This is a genomic window from Kutzneria buriramensis, from assembly GCF_003387475.1.
GTDB classification, from domain to species: Bacteria; Actinomycetota; Actinomycetes; order Mycobacteriales; family Pseudonocardiaceae; genus Kutzneria; species Kutzneria buriramensis.
This window is the reverse complement of sequence record NZ_QUNO01000004.1, coordinates 251,832-268,662: the sequence shown is the minus strand read 5'-3', so window position 1 is coordinate 268,662 and position 16,831 is coordinate 251,832. Positions and strand designations below refer to the sequence as shown.

The window sequence follows — 16,831 nt, the reverse complement described above, 5'->3', positions numbered from 1 at the left end:
CAGGCTCCTCAGTACGCGAACGCGAGCACGTCGTCGTCGGGCTTCCTCTTGTCGCCGTCGGTCGGCGGCATCACGCCGGCCACGCCCGCCTTGGCGTAGCGGACCAGCAGGAACACCTCCACCACGGCCAGCACCCCGTACACCGCGGTGAGCGCAATCAGCGAGGTCAGCACCTGGCCGGCCGACACCCCCGGCGACACCGCCTGCGCGGTGTACATGAACACGCCGTCGACGCCGGTCGGGTTGGGCACGACCACGAACGGCTGGCGGCCCATCTCGGTGAAGATCCAGCCGAAGCTGTTGGCCAGGAACGGGGTCGCGATCGACGCCAGCGCCAGCCGCGGGAACCACCTGGTCCGTGGGATGCGGCCGCGCCGGGTCAGCCACAGCGCGAGCAGCGCCGCGCCGGCCGCGATGGCGCCGAAGCCGATCATGAACCGGAAGCCCCAGTAGGTGACGGGCAGGTCGGGCACGTAGTTGACGGGCTTGCCCGACAGCTCGCCCAGGCTCGGGTCCACCGGGTAGTTGTGCCCGTACTTCTTCTCGTACAGCGCGGTCAGGTCCTGCACGCCCTTGACCTCGGTGGTGAAGTCGTTGTGGGCCAGGAAGGACAGCAGCGCCGGCACGGTGATGCTCTTGACGTTCTCGCAGTCCGGCCGGGACACGTCGCCGTACGCGAAGATCGAGAAGCTGGCCGGCGCCTCGGTGTGGCACAAAGCTTCCGCGGCGGCCATCTTCATCGGCTGCTGCTGGAACATCAGCTTGCCCTGGGTGTCGCCGGTCAGCGCGACCGCCGCGAAGGCGACCATGCCGATCCAGGCGCCCAGCTTGAGCGAGGCCGACCACACCTTGCGGTCCGGATCGTCCACTGTGTCAATTCTCGAACCCGCAAGCGGTTCTTCGGTGGACGCCTTGTGCTTCTTCCACAAGTGCCAGGCCGAGATGCCGACCAGGAACGTGCCGGCGACGGCGAAGCCGCCCGAGACCGTGTGCGTGAAGGCGGCGATGGCGGTGTTGTTGGTCAGCAGCGCCCAGATCGAGGTCAGTCGCGGCTTGCCGTCCACCAGCTCGATGCCGACCGGGTGCTGCATCCACGAGTTCGCCGACAGGATGAAGTAGGCCGACGCGGTCGAGGCCAGCGACGCGGCCCACAGGCAGGCCAGGTGCACCCGCTTGGGCAGCCGCTCCCAGCCGAAGATCCACAGGCCCAGGAAGGTCGACTCGACCATGAAGGCGACGATGCCCTCCATCGCCAGCGGCGCGCCGAACACGTCGCCGACGAAGCGGGAGTACGCCGACCAGGTCATGCCGAACTGGAACTCCTGGACGATGCCGGTCACGACGCCCATGGCGAAGTTGACCAGCATCAGCTTGCCCCAGAACTTGGTCATCGCCAGGTAGTGCGCCTTCCCCGTGCGCACCCAGGCCGTCTGCATGACCGCGACCACAATGGACAGCCCGATGGTCAGCGGCACCATCAGGAAGTGGTAGACGGTGGTGATCCCGAACTGCCACCTGGCCACATCTAGTACGTCCACGCTGACGACACTGCCACCGCGGAGGGGTCCCCGCTCAGGTCCCGGCGTCCTGTCCCGGCGGGACCTTGGTCCCGGTCGACCCGGGACCCTGTGACTCAGGTCGCGGCGCGGAACTCATGCGCCCGCTACAATGTGAGACGCCTGAGGGGAGTAGTTCCCGGGGTCCGCCTTCATCGCGGCGGCCCGGCGAGCGCATCGACATACTGGTTCCGCCATCGGAATCCGGTGCCTCACCCGCGTGATCGCGGGCGAACGAGACCTCCGGCCGGGTGATACGCGCGCCCGGTCGGGGTCGCACGTCCCCCGTCCGGGCCACATGTGGGAGGGACTGACCCCAGTGGCCGCAACACTGCTGGTGCTGCTGACCGCCTTCGCCGTCGTGCTCGCGGTGGAGTTGCCGGACAAGACGCTCGTCGCCACGCTCGTGCTCACCACGCGCTACCGTGCGCTGCCGGTCTTCACCGGCGTGTGCGTCGCGTTCCTGGTGCAGTGCGTGATCGCGGTGTCGTTCGGCAGCGTGCTGACTCTTCTACCGGAACGGGTGACCACCGGGGTCGTCACGGCGCTGTTCGCCATCGGCGCGTTCATGCTGCTGCGCGAGGGCTTCGGCGCCGAGGAGGACAGCGAGCAGGACGCCGCCCGCTCCGGCGCCGGCGAGGTCTCGTTCCGCCGGGCCGCGCTGACGTCCTTCGGCGTGCTGTTCGCCGCCGAGTGGGGCGACGCCTCCCAGCTCGCCACCGCCGGCCTCACCGCGCACTACGGCCACCCGTTCGCCGTCGGCCTCGGCGCGTGGCTCGCGCTGGTCACCGTCGCCGGCGTTGCCGTCCTGATCGGACGCAAGATCCGGGCTCGGGTGCATCCGCAGCTCATCCAGCGCATCGCCGGCTTCGTGTTCGCGGTCTTCGCCCTGTTCGCGCTCTACCAGACCATCGCCGGCTGAGCCGTCAGCGAAGCGCCTCGGCGACGGCGGCAGCCGCCGCGACCACCAGCGGTCCCACGACGGTCTGATCCATCGGCTCCATGGAGATGACGCCGACGCTGGCCCGCAGCCCCGGAACGCCCCGTACGGGCGCGGCCACGCCGTACGCGCCGGGCTGGAGCTCACCGGTGCTGTCGATCCACTCCGGGCCACCCGGCGGCAGCGACATCGCCTTGCCGCCGGCGCCGCGACTGACCGGGTGGCGTGTGCCCACCCGGTACGCCACGTGATACGTCGTCCAGGAGGGCTCCACAACGGCCACCGCCTGCGCCTCAGGGCCCTCCGCGACGGTGAGGTGCGCCGTCGCCCCCACGCCCTCCGCGAGCTCGCGTAGCGGCGGCGTGGCGGCGATACGCAGCTGCGGCACCACCTTGGCGGCCAGTTGCAGCACGCCGAGGCCCAGCCGCACCTTCGAGCCGTCACGCAGCACGAGCCCACGCGCCTGCAACGGCACCAGCAGCCGGTAGACCGCCGCCCGGGACGCCCCGATGGCGGTGGCCAGGTCGCTGATGCTCGGCGCACCCGTGTCCGAGTCCGCGACGGCCTGGAGCAGGGCAAGGCCCCGCTCCAGGGTCAGCGAGCTCTCGCGGGTGGCCGGCTCGACCATGTCAGGCCGCCGGTCTCACGGTGCCGGCGACCTCGGCGATACCCACCACCGAGCCGTCCTCGCCGGGCGCGGTCGCGGTGATGACGATCGTGTCGCCGTCCTCCAGGAACGTGCGCGAGGAGCCGTCCTTGAGCTCCACCGGCTCCTTGCCGCCCCAGCTCAGCTCCAGGAAGCTGCCGCGCTGGAACTTCTCCGGCCCGGACACGGTGCCTGAAGCGAACAGGTCGCCGGGCCGGACGGTCGCGCCGTTCACGGTCATGTGCGCCAACTGCTGCGCGAACGTCCAAGACATGGTCGCGAACGGCGGCTCGGTGACGACGGTGTCGTTCCACGACACGCGAAGCGCCAGGTCCAGGCCCCAGTCCGTGTCCTCGACCAGGTACGGCAGCAGCGCATGCGGTGGCGTCGGCGGCGCCACCCGGGCCCGGGACAGCGCCTCCAGCGGCGTGATCCAGGCGCTCACCGAAGTGGCGAAGGACTTGGCCAGGAACGGGCCCAGCGGCTGGTACTCCCACGCCTGGATGTCCCGCGCCGACCAGTCGTTGACCAGCACCACGCCGAAGACGTGGTCGGCAGCCGCGGAGGTGCTCACCTCGCCGGCGACCGGCCCGCCGCAGACGAAGCCGACCTCGGCCTCGATGTCCAGCCGCACGCTCGGGCCGTACACGGGCTCCTGCTCGCCCTTGCGCTGGCCCTTGGGCCGCACCACGTCGGTGCCCGACACCACGACGGTGCCGGCGCGGCCGTGGTAGCCGACCGGCAGGTGCGTCCAGTTCGGCAGCAGCGCCGCCCCGTCCGGGCGGAAGATCTTGCCGACGTTCTCCGCGTGGTGCCGGGACGAGTAGAAGTCCACGTAGTCGCCGACGGCGAAGGGCAGCCGGGCCGACGCCAGCGGGGCCAGAGCGGCCCCCTGCGGCGCCTTGGTGGCCGTCACGAGCTCGATCAGCCGGGCCCGCAGTTCGCTCCACACCGGCCGGTCCGCGGCCAGCAGCGGGTCAAGCGAGTCCGCCGACACCAGCTCCGCGAGCCGGTCGCCGAAGGAGCCGGCGATCGGCCGCAGCGGCAGCGCCTGGCCGCCGACCCGGACCGCGACGCCCTCGTCGATCACGCCGTACGGCAGCGTCTGCGGCCCGAACGGGTGGTCCGCGGTGAATTCCGGGTCGTCGATCCAGGTCACAGCATCCCCAGCTTCTCCAGGTCGTTCACCGGATCCGTGAGCGAGCACGAGCCGTAGGACGCGAACACGCCGCGGACCGCGTGCGCGGCCGGATCGGACAGCGCCTTGGCCTCCTCGGCGAGCTTCTCGCCGTCGGTCTCGGCCAGCGCCTCCCGCACGTCCTTGCCGGACAGCGAGCGCGCGGTGGCCACCAGCAGGTTGAGGAAGCCGTGGTGGGTGAAGCCGGTCTCCTCGGAGGTGTGCCGGACCGCGTTGTGCAGGCCGGCCGTCGCCTTGAAGGACACGCCCCCGCCGGAGACCACGGACAGGAAGTCCGCGACCTGGTCCACGCTCGGGAACGCCTCGTGGCTCAGGCCGCCGCAGCGCAGCTTCGGCCAGCTGCCGTGCTCGATGACCCGGGCGACGCCGTCCAGCCACTCCGCGCCGCCGCGGCGCGGCTCGACCACGCGGATCACGTCCTCGGGCACGAACTCCGAGACCCGTTCCAGCCACACCTTGTCCACGTCGGACGGGGCCGGCATCTCCACCATCCGCAGCGCCAGCAGCTCGCTGCGGGACTCCACGATGGAGACGGCCTTCGGCACCCCGCCCAGGCCGGTGTCGATGACCAGCGAGATGGCCACCGGCTTGACCGGCTTGGCCTTGATCAGCTCGGTGATGAGCTCGGGCAGCCGAGACGCCGGACACAGGAAAAGGCCCAGCACACCGGCCCATTCGCCGGTCCGCCCGTCGAGGTGTCCACGGACCGCGTCGGCCATCGTCGCGTTGCCGGGCGGGAACAGCGCCGCGTCGTCGACGAGCCTCGCGAGCAGCGGCGGCGTGCCTCGTGGACCGGGCGCACGGAGTTCTACAGCGCTTGACACGGGTGACACGCTAGCGGTGTCACGGCAGCTGAACAAAGATGTCCGACTATCGGACACCCGGAGAGCCCAATGCCTTACTACCGTCAGGTCGGCGAGATCCCCCGCAAGCGGCACACCCAGTTCCGCACGCCGGAGGGCGGTCTGTACGCCGAGGAGCTCATGGGAGTGGAGGGCTTCTCGTCGGATTCGGCCCTGCTCTACCACCGGCACCTGCCGACCGCGATCGTCGACGCGCAGGTGGTCGACGACCACCGCAACGCGCCGAAGCCGAACCTGCCGCTGCTGCCCAGGCACTTCAAGACACCCGACCTGACCTGGGAGGACGCCGACGCGGTGACCGGCCGCCGGGTGCTGTTCGGCAACTCCGACGTGGTGATCGTCTTCGTCGCCGCGACTACGCCGAGCCCGCTCTACCGCAACGCCACCGGCGACGAACTGCTCTACGTGCAGACGGGCTCCGGGGTCGTGGAGACGATCTACGGGGCGCTGACCGTGGGCGACGGCGACTATGTGGTGATCCCCACGTCGTGCACCTATCGGGTGGTGCCGAACTCCGGCGAGCCGATGCGCATCCTCGTGCTGGAGGCCACCGGCCACATCGGCCCGCCCAAGCGCTACCTGTCGGCCAAGGGCCAGTTCCTGGAGCACTCCCCGTACTGCGAGCGGGACGTCCGCGGCCCGGCGGAGCCGCTGCTGGCCGACGGCGAGGACGTGGACGTGCTGGTCCGGCACCGGGCCGGCGTGACCCGCTTCACCTACGCCAACCACCCGTTCGACGTGGTCGGCTGGGACGGCTGCCTGTACCCGTGGGCGTTCAACATCCGGGACTTCGAGCCGATCACCGGCCGGCTGCACCAGCCGCCGCCCGTGCACCAGACGTTCGAGGGGCCCAACTTCGTGGTCTGCTCGTTCTGCCCGCGCAAGGTGGACTACCACCCGCTGTCGATTCCCGTGCCGTACAACCACGCCAACGTCGACTCCGACGAGCTGATGTTCTACGTCGGCGGCAACTACGAGGCGCGCAAGGGCTCCGGCATCGGCATCGGCTCGCTGTCGCTGCACCCCGCCGGCTGCACGCACGGCCCGCAGCCCGGGGCGGTGGAGGCGTCGCTCGGGGCGGAGTTCTTCGACGAGACCGCTGTGATGGTGGACACGTTCCGGCCGCTGGAGCTCGGCGAGGCGGCCCAGGCGTGCGAGGACCCCGCGTACGCCTGGACCTGGTCGGGCCGTCAGCGGCCCTAGCCCTCCTTGAACTGCACCGCCGTGACGAAGGGGAGGCCCGGCAGCCCGGCGACGGCCGAACCGCCGAAGCTGGGTGTGCCGGCCACCCAGAGGTAGCCCGTGGCGCTGATGTTGGCGATCAGCCACGGTTCGCCGTAGCGGGCCCAGACCGGCAGCACGCTGCCGTCCGGCAGGGTCAGCGCCAGCCGCAGCTTCCCGATCGGGGCCGGATTGCCGGCCCACGACAGGAGTTGCACCGGGTAGGCCTGCCACGGGCCGTTGCCCAGCAGCTTCACCATGCGGTGCTGGTTGCCGCGCCGGAAGAGGGCCGCGACCGCGAACAGGACCAGCGCCCCGACGAAACCGAGGGTCGCCACGACCCAGCCGGCGTCGGTCAGCAGCACGTCGAAGATGGCACTCCCGCCGAGAAGGCCGACGAACGCGAGCGATATCCACACCACGCGCGCGGCTTTGGCCGCCCCCACCCGTGGCAGATCCCCGTCCGTGACGGCGATCGGCCGCGGTGACGCCGGCGCGGGCACGACTCTCGCCGGCAGCGGCACCGCAAACCCGTCCACGACCACCGCCGCGACGCCGTCGGCGTTCGGGCCCACCAGCGACACCTCACGCTGCCGAGCCAGCAGCTGCCGAAGGCGGTCCTCGGTGTTCGTCAGGTGTACGTACAGCCGTCCACCGTCGACGGACAGCTGCGTCCACGTCTTCTCGCCGCCAACCGTCTCGCTGCGCACCCGCACCGGCGGCGGGCCGTCCAGCAGCGACTGGGCCGCCGGCAGCCACCACTTCACGCGACTGTGGGCCTGGACCAAGCCGACCACCATCACCACCGCGGCAAGCAGAAGCATGACGCCGAGCAGGCTGAAGCCGCGGTGGATCGCGAACATCAGCACCGCCACCGCCAGGCAGAAGATGATCTGCGGCACCTGCCGGCGCCGCCGCCAGAAGTTGACCACCAGCTGAATTGCCGGGTCGCTGCCGAGCGGTCGGTCCAGCGGCGGCCGCCACATGTCGTTCACACGAACCTCGCAGGTGCCGCGATCGGATAGCCGGGGACGCCGGCGGCGGTGCCCGCGTCGATGATCCACAACGTGCCGGTGGCATGAACGTGTGCCACCAGCTCCACCGGAGCCGCCTTGACGACCATCCGGCGCAACTCGCCGTTCGTACGGGTCAGTTGCACGGTGAGATCCGCAACCGGCCGCCGCGACTCTCCGCGCCAGCTCAGCGCCACCGCCTGGTACTCCTGCCACTGCCCTGCCGCGAGCAGTTTCGGCAGCCGCAGTTGCGGAGAGACCGTGATCAGACCGGCCAGCATGGCCAAGGCGCCGAACGCCGCGATGGGCCAGCTGTATATCGCAAGGGCCTCGATCCGCACGTCCGTCAGCAGCGGAATCGGCTGAGTCGCGTCGTAGACCAGCGCGACGATGACCAGCAGCGGCGCGGCGAACGGGATCAACAGGGCGCGAGCACGCTGCCTCGCATGCGACATCGGCACAGCGTCCTGCGCGCCGTTGCGGGAAACCGGGACGACAGGCTCCACGGTTGTCTGCGCCGGCTTCGCCACGACCCTCGCCGGCAGCGGGGCGGGCTGGCCGTCCACGAACACCACGGCGTTGCCTTTGACGTCCGGGCCGACCAGCGTGATCTCACCGGTGCGCGCGATGACCTGCCGCATGCCCCAACTGAGCAGTCGCACCCGCAGGTACCGATCGCCGACAGCGACCACCGTGCCGGTGTCCTTGTGCGCCACCACCACGGCCGGGAGCCGGTGGCTCGGGCTACCCGACAGCAGCGCCTTGGCCGCCGGCAACCACCGGCCCACGACGAACCACCGCCACCCGGTCAGACCGACCATCGCCACGGCGATGATCAGAAACGCCACGGCAAGGGCCGTCGAGGCCCCCAGCGCGATCAGCACCGCCGCCCAGGCCACCAACACGCCCGCGGTGAGCAGCACATAGCGGCCCCGCGTCATGTACACCTTCATGCACAGCTCGACCGACTCGTCGTCGGCCTGCCATTGCTCGGCCGGCCGCCACGCGGCGACCGACAACAGGGTGTCGTCCACCCCTTGTCTCCCCCCTGCTAGTTGAAACGCACAACTCCCGCGATCGGGTATTCCGGCACCCCGACGCCGAGCGTCGTGCCGGTCGCGGGTTCGCCCGCCACCCACAGCCGTCCGGAGGCGCGGACGTTGGCCAGCAGCTGCACGGACCAGAGCAGCACGCCCGTCAGCTCGGAACCGTCCGGCAGTGTCACGGCGACCGACTTCTCGGTGATCACCCGTGCCGGGTACTCGACGAGCGGTTCCCGCAGCTGGCGCGACGCGTGCAGGCTGGGCACGATCCGCAGCCACTGCCGGCCGGCCAGCACCAGGATCACCGAGCCGGCGATCGCGTACAGCCAACCCAGCACCTGCGGTTGCGGAGCCAGCTCGGCACCGATCGAAATGGTCACCACGATCGTGAAGAGCCACCGCCGGGCGTGGGCACGGGCCGCCGACCTGCCCGCCGCCCGTGCCGCCTGCCACGGCCGCCACTGACGCTGGGGCCGGACGCTCAGGTGCTCCGGGGTCGCGGACACCACCTGACCGAAGTTCGGGGTGATCACCGCGTCGACGAACACGACCGCCTCGCCGGCGCGGTTCGGGCCAACCACCCAGACCCGACCCGTGGGCATACGGGTGGGAAAGCGCAGCACCTTCCCGTCGATCTTGAGCAAGCGGCCGCCCAGGGACTCGGCGTCGACCGATCGAGCCGGCTCTGCGGCGAGCAGCCGCTCCATCGCGCCGAGGTGTCGTCCCACCTGAAACCAGAACCCGGCCATCCGAACGCCGGTGACCACCACGGCCAGCGTCGCGAGCAGGAGGCTTGCCCACAGGCCGGCGAACAGGCAGAGGACCGCGAGGAAGACGAGCCCCGACCAGGTCCGCGCCAGCCGGTCGCTGTGCTCACGCAGCTGCGACAGGCTCCGGCGCACCTCCGGATCCCGGCCCGCCGGACGCCCCGTCGGCGGCTGCCAGACGGAAGACGTCACCTTCTCCACCAATCCCCCCTCGGATGACGGCTGATTCCTACCAGCGCGGTACTCATCGGGCAAACGGGCTTCATCCGACTGTGACCTGCGCGAATGGCGGAGCGCCAGGTGTCGCGGCAACTACCCCCCAGCGCCGGAAAGGGCGAGGCCCCGCCGGTGCCTGGACCGTCGCCGGATTTCGATCGCCCGCCACCCGACCTGACCACGGCAGGAGCCAACGCGGGCGATCGAAATCCGGCTAGGGAAGGCACCGGCCCCGAAGGGGCCGAGCCGCGCTGCCGAAGGCGGCGCCATTCAAAACTGTCGGGGGGTGCCCATATGGTCGTGTCATGGACGTGGAAGCAGTGCTGGCGCAGGCGCCGGACCGCCAGGTGGCGACCGGGGCCAGCAAGCTGGCGGTGCCGGCGAAATGGCCCGAACTCGGCCATGACGACGCCGCGCTGTGGGGGCTGTGCCAGGGCAGCGGCAAGAGCCCGTACCAGGTCTGCGTCGACCTCAGCGACCGGGCGACGAAGTGCTCCTGCCCGTCCCGGAAGTTCCCGTGCAAGCACGCGGTGGCGCTGCAACTGTTGCACGCCAACGGTTCCACTCAGGAGAAGCCCCAGCCGGACTGGGTCGGCAGCTGGCTGCACGCCCGCCACGCGCGCGCAACCACCGAGCGCAAGCCGGCGCAGCCGGGCAAGCGCCGCGAGGAGTCGGTGCGGGCGGGCATCGCGGGCCTCACGGACTGGCTGACGGACCTGTCGGCCGGCGGCCTGGCCACCCTGCCGTCACGGGAACCTTTGTGGTGGCAGGGAATCATGGCGCGGATGGTGGACGCGCAGGCGCCCGGCATCGCGTCGGCGATCGGTGAGCTGCGGTCGGTGGTGGGGGCGAACCGACCGCGCTGGTACGAGGAGGCGACCGACCACATCGGACGGCTCTACCTGCTGACCCGAACGGATTTCTCCGACGCGGCAAGGGTTCGGCTGGGATTCACCACCACCGAGCAGGAGGTGCGGGCCGGCGAGAGCTGGGCGGACGACTGGGTGGTGCTGCTGCGGCTGGACAGTGACGACGGCAAGGTCCGCACCGTCCGGCAGTGGGCATGGGGGCGGTCCCGCAAACAGTGGGTGTACACGGCGCGGCACGCGGCCGGCGGAGCGATTCCCGTGCCGGCAATGACTCCCGGGGCGGAATTGGCGGCGGTGATGCACCCCTACCCGGGCGGTTTGCCGCGGCGGGTGGCGGTCGGCGAGGTGACGCGGTCGGGGCCGGCGGGGCCGATCCCGTTGCCCGACACCTGGGATCAGGCGCTGGCGGCGGCGGAGTCACTGCTGGTCAACGACCCGTGGCTGCGACTGGTTCCGTTGTGCTGCAAGGGGACGAGGCCGGCGCGGGACGACCGGTCGCTGTACCTGATCGACGCCGCCGAGCGAGCCCTGCCGGTGCGGGCGGGCGCGTCGCTGGCGCAGGCGTTGGCCCGCACCGGCGGCGACCCGTTCGACGCGATGGGGCTGTGGGACGGGAATTCGCTGCAACTGTGCGCGATCGCGGAGCCGGGGGCGTTCCCGGAGGTGGTCTCGTGAACATGGAGCAACGGTGGCAGGACACCGTGCAGCAACTGCTGGTCGGCACCCGGCGCGCCAACGTCGAGCGGGACACGCTGCTGGCCGACTGCGCGTCGCTGGGGTTGGCCCGGTTCGGGGCGCGGCTGCCGATGACGCCGGACGGCCTGGTGCCGATTCCCCTTGCGCCGCCGGAGAATGCGCAGCTGGCCGGCGAGTCGGCACGCAACGTGCTGGCGCAGGTCCTCGGCTGGGACGACGAGGCGTTGCTGACGGAGTGGTGCGCGGCGGCCAGCCGGGCTCACGTGGTCGCGGCGTACGCGCAGTTGCCGCAGCTGCTGGCGCTGGGCGGGGCGCGGCCGACGCTGCGCCCGGCGATCCGGCTCGTGCTGGGTGCGCGCGGCGAGTGGCTGGCGCAGCTGAGCAAGGACTGGTCGTGGGCGATCGGCGTCAACGACCAGGAGCCGTACGACCCGGACGCGCCGGCGGGCAAGCGCCTGACGGCCCTACGGCTGTGGCGGCGGCAGGACCCGGCGGCGGTGCGAGCCCTGATCGGCGAGCGGTTCCCGGAGGAGCGCCGTGCCGCCGACCGGCAGCTGCTGGTCAACGCGCTGGAGGTAGGCCTGTCCATCGAGGACGAGCCGATCCTGGAGGCCGCGCTGGACGACCGGGCGGCCGGCGTGCACGACCTGGCGCTGCGGCTGCTGCGCAAGCTGCCCGGCACGGCGCTGGCGCAACGGGCGGAGCGGCGGCTCTGGGACGGCCTGCGCGACGCCGACGTGATCCCGGACGGCCGGTTCGAGCTGGAGCCGGACGCCGCGGAGCAGCGGGACCTGTTGCACGACGGCAACGCCGAGACAGGCATCGCCGGCCGGTTGCGGGCGGCGGCCGCGTCGGTGCCGCCGGAGTTCTGGGAGCTGGACCAGGTGGTGGCGAGCCCGTGGGCGAAGCCGCTGCTCCAGGGCATCGCCGACGCGCTGCCGCTGGCCGCCGACCCGGTGCCGTGGGCGCTGGCGGCGTCCGAGGTGCTGACCGGCATGGCGCTGCTGGACGCGATCGACTCGCTGCCGGCGCGATCGGCGTCCGAGGTGCTGGTCGCGGTGTCCCACGACTGGAAGTACGACCTGCTCGACCACGGCTGCTCGCAGCTGCCGGGGCCGTGGTCGGCGCCGACCACCGAGGCACTGCTCAACCGCTTCGTCGTCGCGGTGACGCCCGGCTGGCGGACCGGCCGGCCGCCGCCCGTGCTGCTGACCAGGGGCGATGTCGGCGTGCTGACCGAGCAGTGGCCGCGGATCGCCGAGCGCTGGCCGGAACACACCAACGAACAAGCCGTGCTGCACCTGCGCGTCCAGCTGAGGGACGCGTTCGATCGAAGGGGCGATCAGTGACCGAATCAGTGCTGCGGCCGTCTGCGGAGCAGCAGTACGCCGCCGAGTTGGAAGCGCTCGCGGCGGTCGACGACCGCCCCAAGCCGCCGATGTGGAGGCTCTCGCCGCAGGCCGTCGTCCGCTACGTGCTGGGCGGCGAGCTGTCCGACGGCACGAAGATCACCCCGAAGTACGTCGGCGACCGGCGGATCGTCGAGGTGGCGGTGGCGACGCTGGCCACCGACCGAGCGCTGCTGCTGGTCGGTGTCCCAGGCACCGCGAAGTCCTGGCTGTCCGAGCACCTCGCGGCGGCCGTCAGCGGCGACTCCACGCTGGTCGTGCAGGGCACGGCCGGCACCAGCGAGGAGTCCGTCCGCTACGGCTGGAACTACGCCCGCCTGATCGCCGAGGGGCCGAGCGAGGCGGCGCTGGTGCCGAGCCCGGTGCTGCGGGCGATGCGGACCGGCGCGATCGCCCGGGTCGAGGAGCTCACCCGGATGCCGTCCGAGGTGCAGGACTCGCTGATCACCGTGCTGTCGGAGAAGGCGCTGCCGGTGCCGGAGCTGAACTTCCAGGTGCAGGCCGTGCCCGGCTTCTCGATCATCGCCACCGCGAACGACCGGGACCGCGGCGTGAACCAGATGTCCTCGGCGCTGGCCCGCCGGTTCAACACCGTCGTGCTGCCGCCGCCGGCGTCCGAGGACGCCGAGGTGGAGATCGTCTCGAGCCGGGCCGCCCAGCTCGGACGGGCGCTCCAGCTGCCGGCCGAGCCGCCGGCGCTGGAGGAGGTGCGCCGCGTGGTGCGGGTGTTCCGCGAGCTGCGCGGCGGGTCCACCGTGGACGGACGTACCCAGCTGAAGAAGCCCAGCGGCAGCCTGTCCACCGCCGAGGCGATCTCCGTGATCACCAGCGGCATGGCGCTGGCCGCGCACTTCGGCGACGGCAAGCTCGGCGCCGACGAGCTGGCGTCCGGCCTGCTCGGCGCGGTGGTCAAGGACCGGGTGTCGGACACCGCCGCGTGGCAGGAGTACCTGGAAGCCGTGGTGAAGGAGCGCCCCGAGTGGCGCGACCTGTATCGCGCCTGCCAGGACCACGACCTGGCCGGTTACGCCTGATGCCCAAGCTCCCCGAGCGCGTCACGCTGCTCGGCATCCGCCACCACGGGCCGGGGTCGGCCCGCATGGTCGCCGCCGCGCTGGCGGCGATCGAGCCGGCGCTGGTGCTGGTGGAGGGCCCGCCGGAGGCCGACGGCCTGGTCGCGCACGTCGGCGGCCTGACCCCGCCGGTGGCGCTGCTGCTGCACGACGAGACCGATCCGGCGACGGCCGCGTTCTGGCCGTTCGCCGGCTTCTCGCCGGAGTGGCAGGCGCTGCGCTGGGCCGACGAGCACCAGGTGCCGCTGCGGTTCTTCGACCTGGCCGCGGCGGCCACCCTCGGCGAGGAGGACGAGCCGGACCGGGTGGCGATCGACCCGCTGGGGCTGCTGGCCGAGGCCGCCGGCTTCGACGATCCCGAACGCTGGTGGGAGGACGTCGTCGAGCAGCACGCGGCGGCCGACCCGATCGGGCTGGCGCAGGCGGTCGCGGAGGCGATGACCGCGCTGCGCGAGGAGTTCGCCGACCACGTCGGCCAGCGCACGCTGCGTCGTGAGGCGGCGATGCGGCAGGCGCTGCGCAAGGGGCTCAAGGAGGTCGAGGGCCCGATCATGGTCGTCTGCGGGGCCTGGCACGTGCCGGCGCTGCTGGAGCTGCCCAGTGCCACCGCCGATTCGGCGCTGCTGAAGGGCCTGCCCAAGAAGAAGATCAGCGGCACCTGGGTGCCGTGGAGCCACGGCCGGCTCGCCAACGCCTCCGGCTACGGGGCGGGCATCGCCTCCCCCGGCTGGTACGCGCACCTGTGGGAGACGGCCGACGCCGGCGACGCCGTGCCGCGGTGGTTCGCCCGCGCCTGCGCGGTGCTCCGCGAGGAGGACCTCCCGGCGTCGACGGCAAGCGCCGTGGAGGCGGTCCGGCTGGCCGACGCCCTCGCGGCCATGCGTGGACGGCCGTCGCCGGGGCTGGCGGAGGTCAGCGAGGCAACGCTGGCCGTGCTGTGCGGCGGTGACGACACGCCGCTGCGGCTCGTGCACGACAAGCTGGTGGTCGGCGAGGAACTGGGCATGGTCGGCGCGGGCGTGCCGCGGTCGCCGCTCGCCGCCGACCTGGAGCGCCTCCAGCGACGCCTGCGGCTGCCGGCCTCGGCGATCGAAAAGCAGATGCGGCTCGATCTCCGTAAGGACATGGACCGGCAACGCTCGAAACTGCTGCGCCGGCTGCGGGTGCTGGATGTCCCGTGGGGCGAGACCGACCACACCAACAGCACCGGCACGTTCGCCGAGGCGTGGCGGGTGCGGTGGGACCCGAGCATGGCGGTCGCCGTCGCGGCCGCCGCGCGGCACGGCACCACCGTGGAGGCCGCCGCCGAGCAGGTGCTTCGGCAACGGGCCGAGGACGCCGACCGCGTGGCGAAGGCCGGCGAGGTGCTGGAGCAGTCCGTCTTCTGCGAGTCACCGACCGCTGTGGCCGCGGCGCGCCGGGCGCTCGACCGCTGCGCCGCCGCCGCGACCGACGCCGCCGAGTTGTTGCAGGCCTTGCCGTCGCTGGCCAGCACCGTTCGCTACGGCTCGGTCCGCGGCACCGATCCCGAGCTGCTGCGTTCCGCCCTGCACGGTCTGCTCGCGCGCGGCGCGGTCGGGCTGCCGTTGGCCTGCCGCAACGTGGACGACGACACCGCCGACCAGTTGGTCGCCGCGCTCGACGCCGCCCAGGACGCCGCCGGCCTTGCCGCCGACGACGACCACCGCGCGGTGTGGCGGGACGCCCTGCTCCGGCTGGTCGCCCTGACGGATGCGCACGGCCTGCCGGCGGGACGGGCGACCCGGCTGCTGTGGGAATCCGGCGACCTGGACACCGATTCCGTGGCGGCCCGGCTGCACCGGGCGGTGTCCGCGACCGCCGGCGCGACGGCGTTCGTCGCTGGCTTCCTCCGTGGCTCGGCGGCCCTGTTGGCGGCGGACGACCGGCTGTTCGCACTGATCGACAACTGGCTGACCGGTCTGTCCCCGGAGGCCTTCGCCGACGCGCTGCCGCTGCTGCGGCGGGCCGTCGGCGAGTTCAGCAGTGCCGAGCGCCGCACCCTCGGCGACCGCGTGATGGCCGGCGACAGCCGGGCCGTCGCCGCCCCCACCGGTGACTGGGACGAGGACCGGGCGGAGCGGCTGGCCGCCCACGTCCGCGAGCTGATCGGAGCGACGTCATGACCGACGAACGGCAACGGCGCTGGCGGCTGCTGCTCGGCGGCGCGGCGGGCGCGATGGGCGGCCTCGGCGAGGACGACGAGCGCCGTGACGGCGCGTTGACCGCGCTCTACGGGGGCGGCGGCGAGGGCGCGGACGGCAAGCGCAGCGCCGGCCTTGGCAGCAGCTCGCCGGTGCTGCACCGCTGGCTCGGCGACGTCCGCACGTACTTCCCGACCTCCGTCGTCCAGGTCATGCAGCGCGACGCCGTCGAGCGCCTCGGCCTGAACAAGCTGCTGCTGGAGCCGGAGCTGCTGTCCACCGTCGAGCCGGACGTGCGGCTGGTGGGCACGCTCGTCTCGCTGTCCCGGGCGATCCCGGCCCGCACTCGGGAGACCGCCCGCGCGGTGGTGCGCAAGGTCGTCGAGGACGTGGAGCGCAAGCTGGCCGACCGGCTGCTGAACGCCGTGCACGGCGCGATCGACCGGTCGCGGCGCACCCACCGGCCCCGACTGTCCGATGTGGACTGGGCCACCACGATCCGCGCCAATCTGAAGAACTACCAGCCCTCGCAGCGGACCGTGGTCGTCGACGACCTGATCGGGCGGCAGCGGCGGTCCCGCACCGCCTCGCTGCGGGACGTGGTGCTGCTGGTCGACCAGTCCGGCTCGATGGCCGAGTCGGTGGTGTACTCCGCGGTCTTCGGCGCGGTGCTGGCGTCGATCAAGGCCGTGGACACCCGGCTGGTCGTGTTCGACACCGAGGTCGTGGACCTGACCGAGACCCTGGACGACCCGGTCGACGTCCTGTTCTCCACCCAGTTGGGCGGCGGCACCGACATCAACCGCGCGGTGGCCTACGGGCAGTCGTTGATCAAGCGGCCAGCCGACTCGGTGATGGTGCTGATCAGCGACCTGTTCGAGGGCGGCGTGGCCGGCGAGTTGCTGCGCCGCGTGCGCGAGCTGGTGGCCAGCGGGGTGACCGTCGTGGTGCTGCTCGCCCTTTCGGACAGCGGTGCGCCGGCGTACGACCACGAGTTGGCCGCCCGCCTTTCGGAGCTGGGGGCTCCGGCGTTTGCCTGTACTCCAGACAGGTTCCCCGACCTGCTGGCCGCTGCGCTGCGGCGGGACGACGTGGCAGCCTGGGCGGAGGAGGCCGGCATGGCGGTGGGCCGGTGAGGGTGTCGGCGCTGGTCGGAGTG

Annotated in this window: 14 protein-coding genes; 7 read left to right on the top strand and 7 right to left on the bottom strand. The window is 72.2% G+C overall.

The window, feature by feature from the left end; all coding sequences use genetic code 11:
- Positions 1–8: 8 nt before the first annotated feature.
- A complete protein-coding gene (locus BCF44_RS13270) occupies positions 9–1,538 on the bottom strand; it encodes a cytochrome ubiquinol oxidase subunit I (RefSeq protein WP_116174542.1) in 1,530 nt (509 codons plus the stop codon).
- A gap of 349 nt (positions 1,539–1,887) precedes the next feature.
- Between BCF44_RS13270 and BCF44_RS13265 the strand changes: the two genes are divergently transcribed.
- Entirely contained in the window at positions 1,888–2,478 is a 591-nt protein-coding gene (locus BCF44_RS13265) for a TMEM165/GDT1 family protein (RefSeq protein ID WP_116174911.1), read from the top strand.
- 4 nt (positions 2,479–2,482) lie between these two features.
- Here BCF44_RS13265 and BCF44_RS13260 read toward each other — a convergent pair whose 3' ends face one another.
- Genes BCF44_RS13260 through BCF44_RS13250 form a run of 3 tightly spaced genes read right to left on the bottom strand, consistent with a single transcriptional unit; the run spans position 2,483 to position 5,164 of the window.
- Positions 2,483–3,124, bottom strand: a complete 642-nt coding sequence (locus tag BCF44_RS13260) for an IclR family transcriptional regulator (protein WP_116174541.1) — start codon at positions 3,122–3,124, stop codon at positions 2,483–2,485.
- A 1-nt stretch (position 3,125) separates the two neighbouring features.
- Complete coding sequence (gene fahA / locus BCF44_RS13255; RefSeq protein ID WP_116174540.1) at positions 3,126–4,301, bottom strand: fumarylacetoacetase; 1,176 nt, start codon at positions 4,299–4,301, stop codon at positions 3,126–3,128.
- The gene (locus BCF44_RS13250; RefSeq protein WP_116174539.1) at positions 4,298–5,164 is read right to left on the bottom strand and encodes a hypothetical protein; all 867 of its coding nucleotides are present in this window, start codon (positions 5,162–5,164) and stop codon (positions 4,298–4,300) included. The genes fahA and BCF44_RS13250 overlap by 4 nt, the downstream gene beginning before the upstream one ends.
- A 69-nt stretch (positions 5,165–5,233) precedes the next feature.
- Between BCF44_RS13250 and BCF44_RS13245 the strand changes: the two genes are divergently transcribed.
- A complete protein-coding gene (locus tag BCF44_RS13245; RefSeq protein ID WP_116174538.1) occupies positions 5,234–6,406 on the top strand; it encodes a homogentisate 1,2-dioxygenase in 1,173 nt (390 codons plus the stop codon).
- Here the strand turns inward: BCF44_RS13245 and BCF44_RS13240 are convergent.
- From BCF44_RS13240 to BCF44_RS13230, 3 genes are read right to left on the bottom strand one after another with little or no spacing between them, the layout of a single operon-like run.
- Positions 6,403–7,419 carry a hypothetical protein gene (locus BCF44_RS13240; RefSeq protein WP_116174537.1) on the bottom strand — a complete coding sequence of 339 codons (1,017 nt, stop codon included), beginning with the start codon at positions 7,417–7,419 and terminating at the stop codon, positions 6,403–6,405. The genes BCF44_RS13245 and BCF44_RS13240 overlap by 4 nt on opposite strands.
- Entirely contained in the window at positions 7,416–8,471 is a 1,056-nt protein-coding gene (locus BCF44_RS13235; RefSeq protein WP_116174536.1) for a hypothetical protein, read from the bottom strand. Before BCF44_RS13235 ends, BCF44_RS13240 begins: the two co-directional genes overlap by 4 nt.
- 17 nt (positions 8,472–8,488) lie before the next feature.
- The gene (locus BCF44_RS13230) at positions 8,489–9,439 is read right to left on the bottom strand and encodes a hypothetical protein (protein ID WP_147328482.1); all 951 of its coding nucleotides are present in this window, start codon (positions 9,437–9,439) and stop codon (positions 8,489–8,491) included.
- 329 nt (positions 9,440–9,768) lie between these two features.
- Between BCF44_RS13230 and BCF44_RS13225 the strand changes: the two genes are divergently transcribed.
- The 5 genes from BCF44_RS13225 to BCF44_RS13205 are packed head-to-tail and all read left to right on the top strand — an operon-like array spanning position 9,769 to position 16,808.
- On the top strand, positions 9,769–11,007 hold the full coding sequence (locus tag BCF44_RS13225) for an SWIM zinc finger family protein (protein ID WP_116174534.1): 1,239 nt from the start codon (positions 9,769–9,771) through the stop codon (positions 11,005–11,007).
- Positions 11,008–11,009: 2 nt separating this feature from the next.
- Positions 11,010–12,377 carry a DUF5691 domain-containing protein gene (locus BCF44_RS13220; protein WP_116174533.1) on the top strand — a complete coding sequence of 456 codons (1,368 nt, stop codon included), beginning with the start codon at positions 11,010–11,012 and terminating at the stop codon, positions 12,375–12,377.
- Positions 12,374–13,471, top strand: a complete 1,098-nt coding sequence (locus tag BCF44_RS13215) for an ATP-binding protein (RefSeq protein ID WP_211353013.1) — start codon at positions 12,374–12,376, stop codon at positions 13,469–13,471. Before BCF44_RS13220 ends, BCF44_RS13215 begins: the two co-directional genes overlap by 4 nt.
- Positions 13,471–15,654: a DUF5682 family protein gene (locus tag BCF44_RS13210; protein WP_116174532.1), complete on the top strand. Its 2,184-nt coding sequence runs from the start codon at positions 13,471–13,473 to the stop codon at positions 15,652–15,654. Before BCF44_RS13215 ends, BCF44_RS13210 begins: the two co-directional genes overlap by 1 nt.
- On the top strand, positions 15,651–16,808 hold the full coding sequence (locus tag BCF44_RS13205; RefSeq protein ID WP_116174531.1) for a vWA domain-containing protein: 1,158 nt from the start codon (positions 15,651–15,653) through the stop codon (positions 16,806–16,808). Before BCF44_RS13210 ends, BCF44_RS13205 begins: the two co-directional genes overlap by 4 nt.
- The last annotated feature ends 23 nt before the right edge of the window (positions 16,809–16,831 follow it).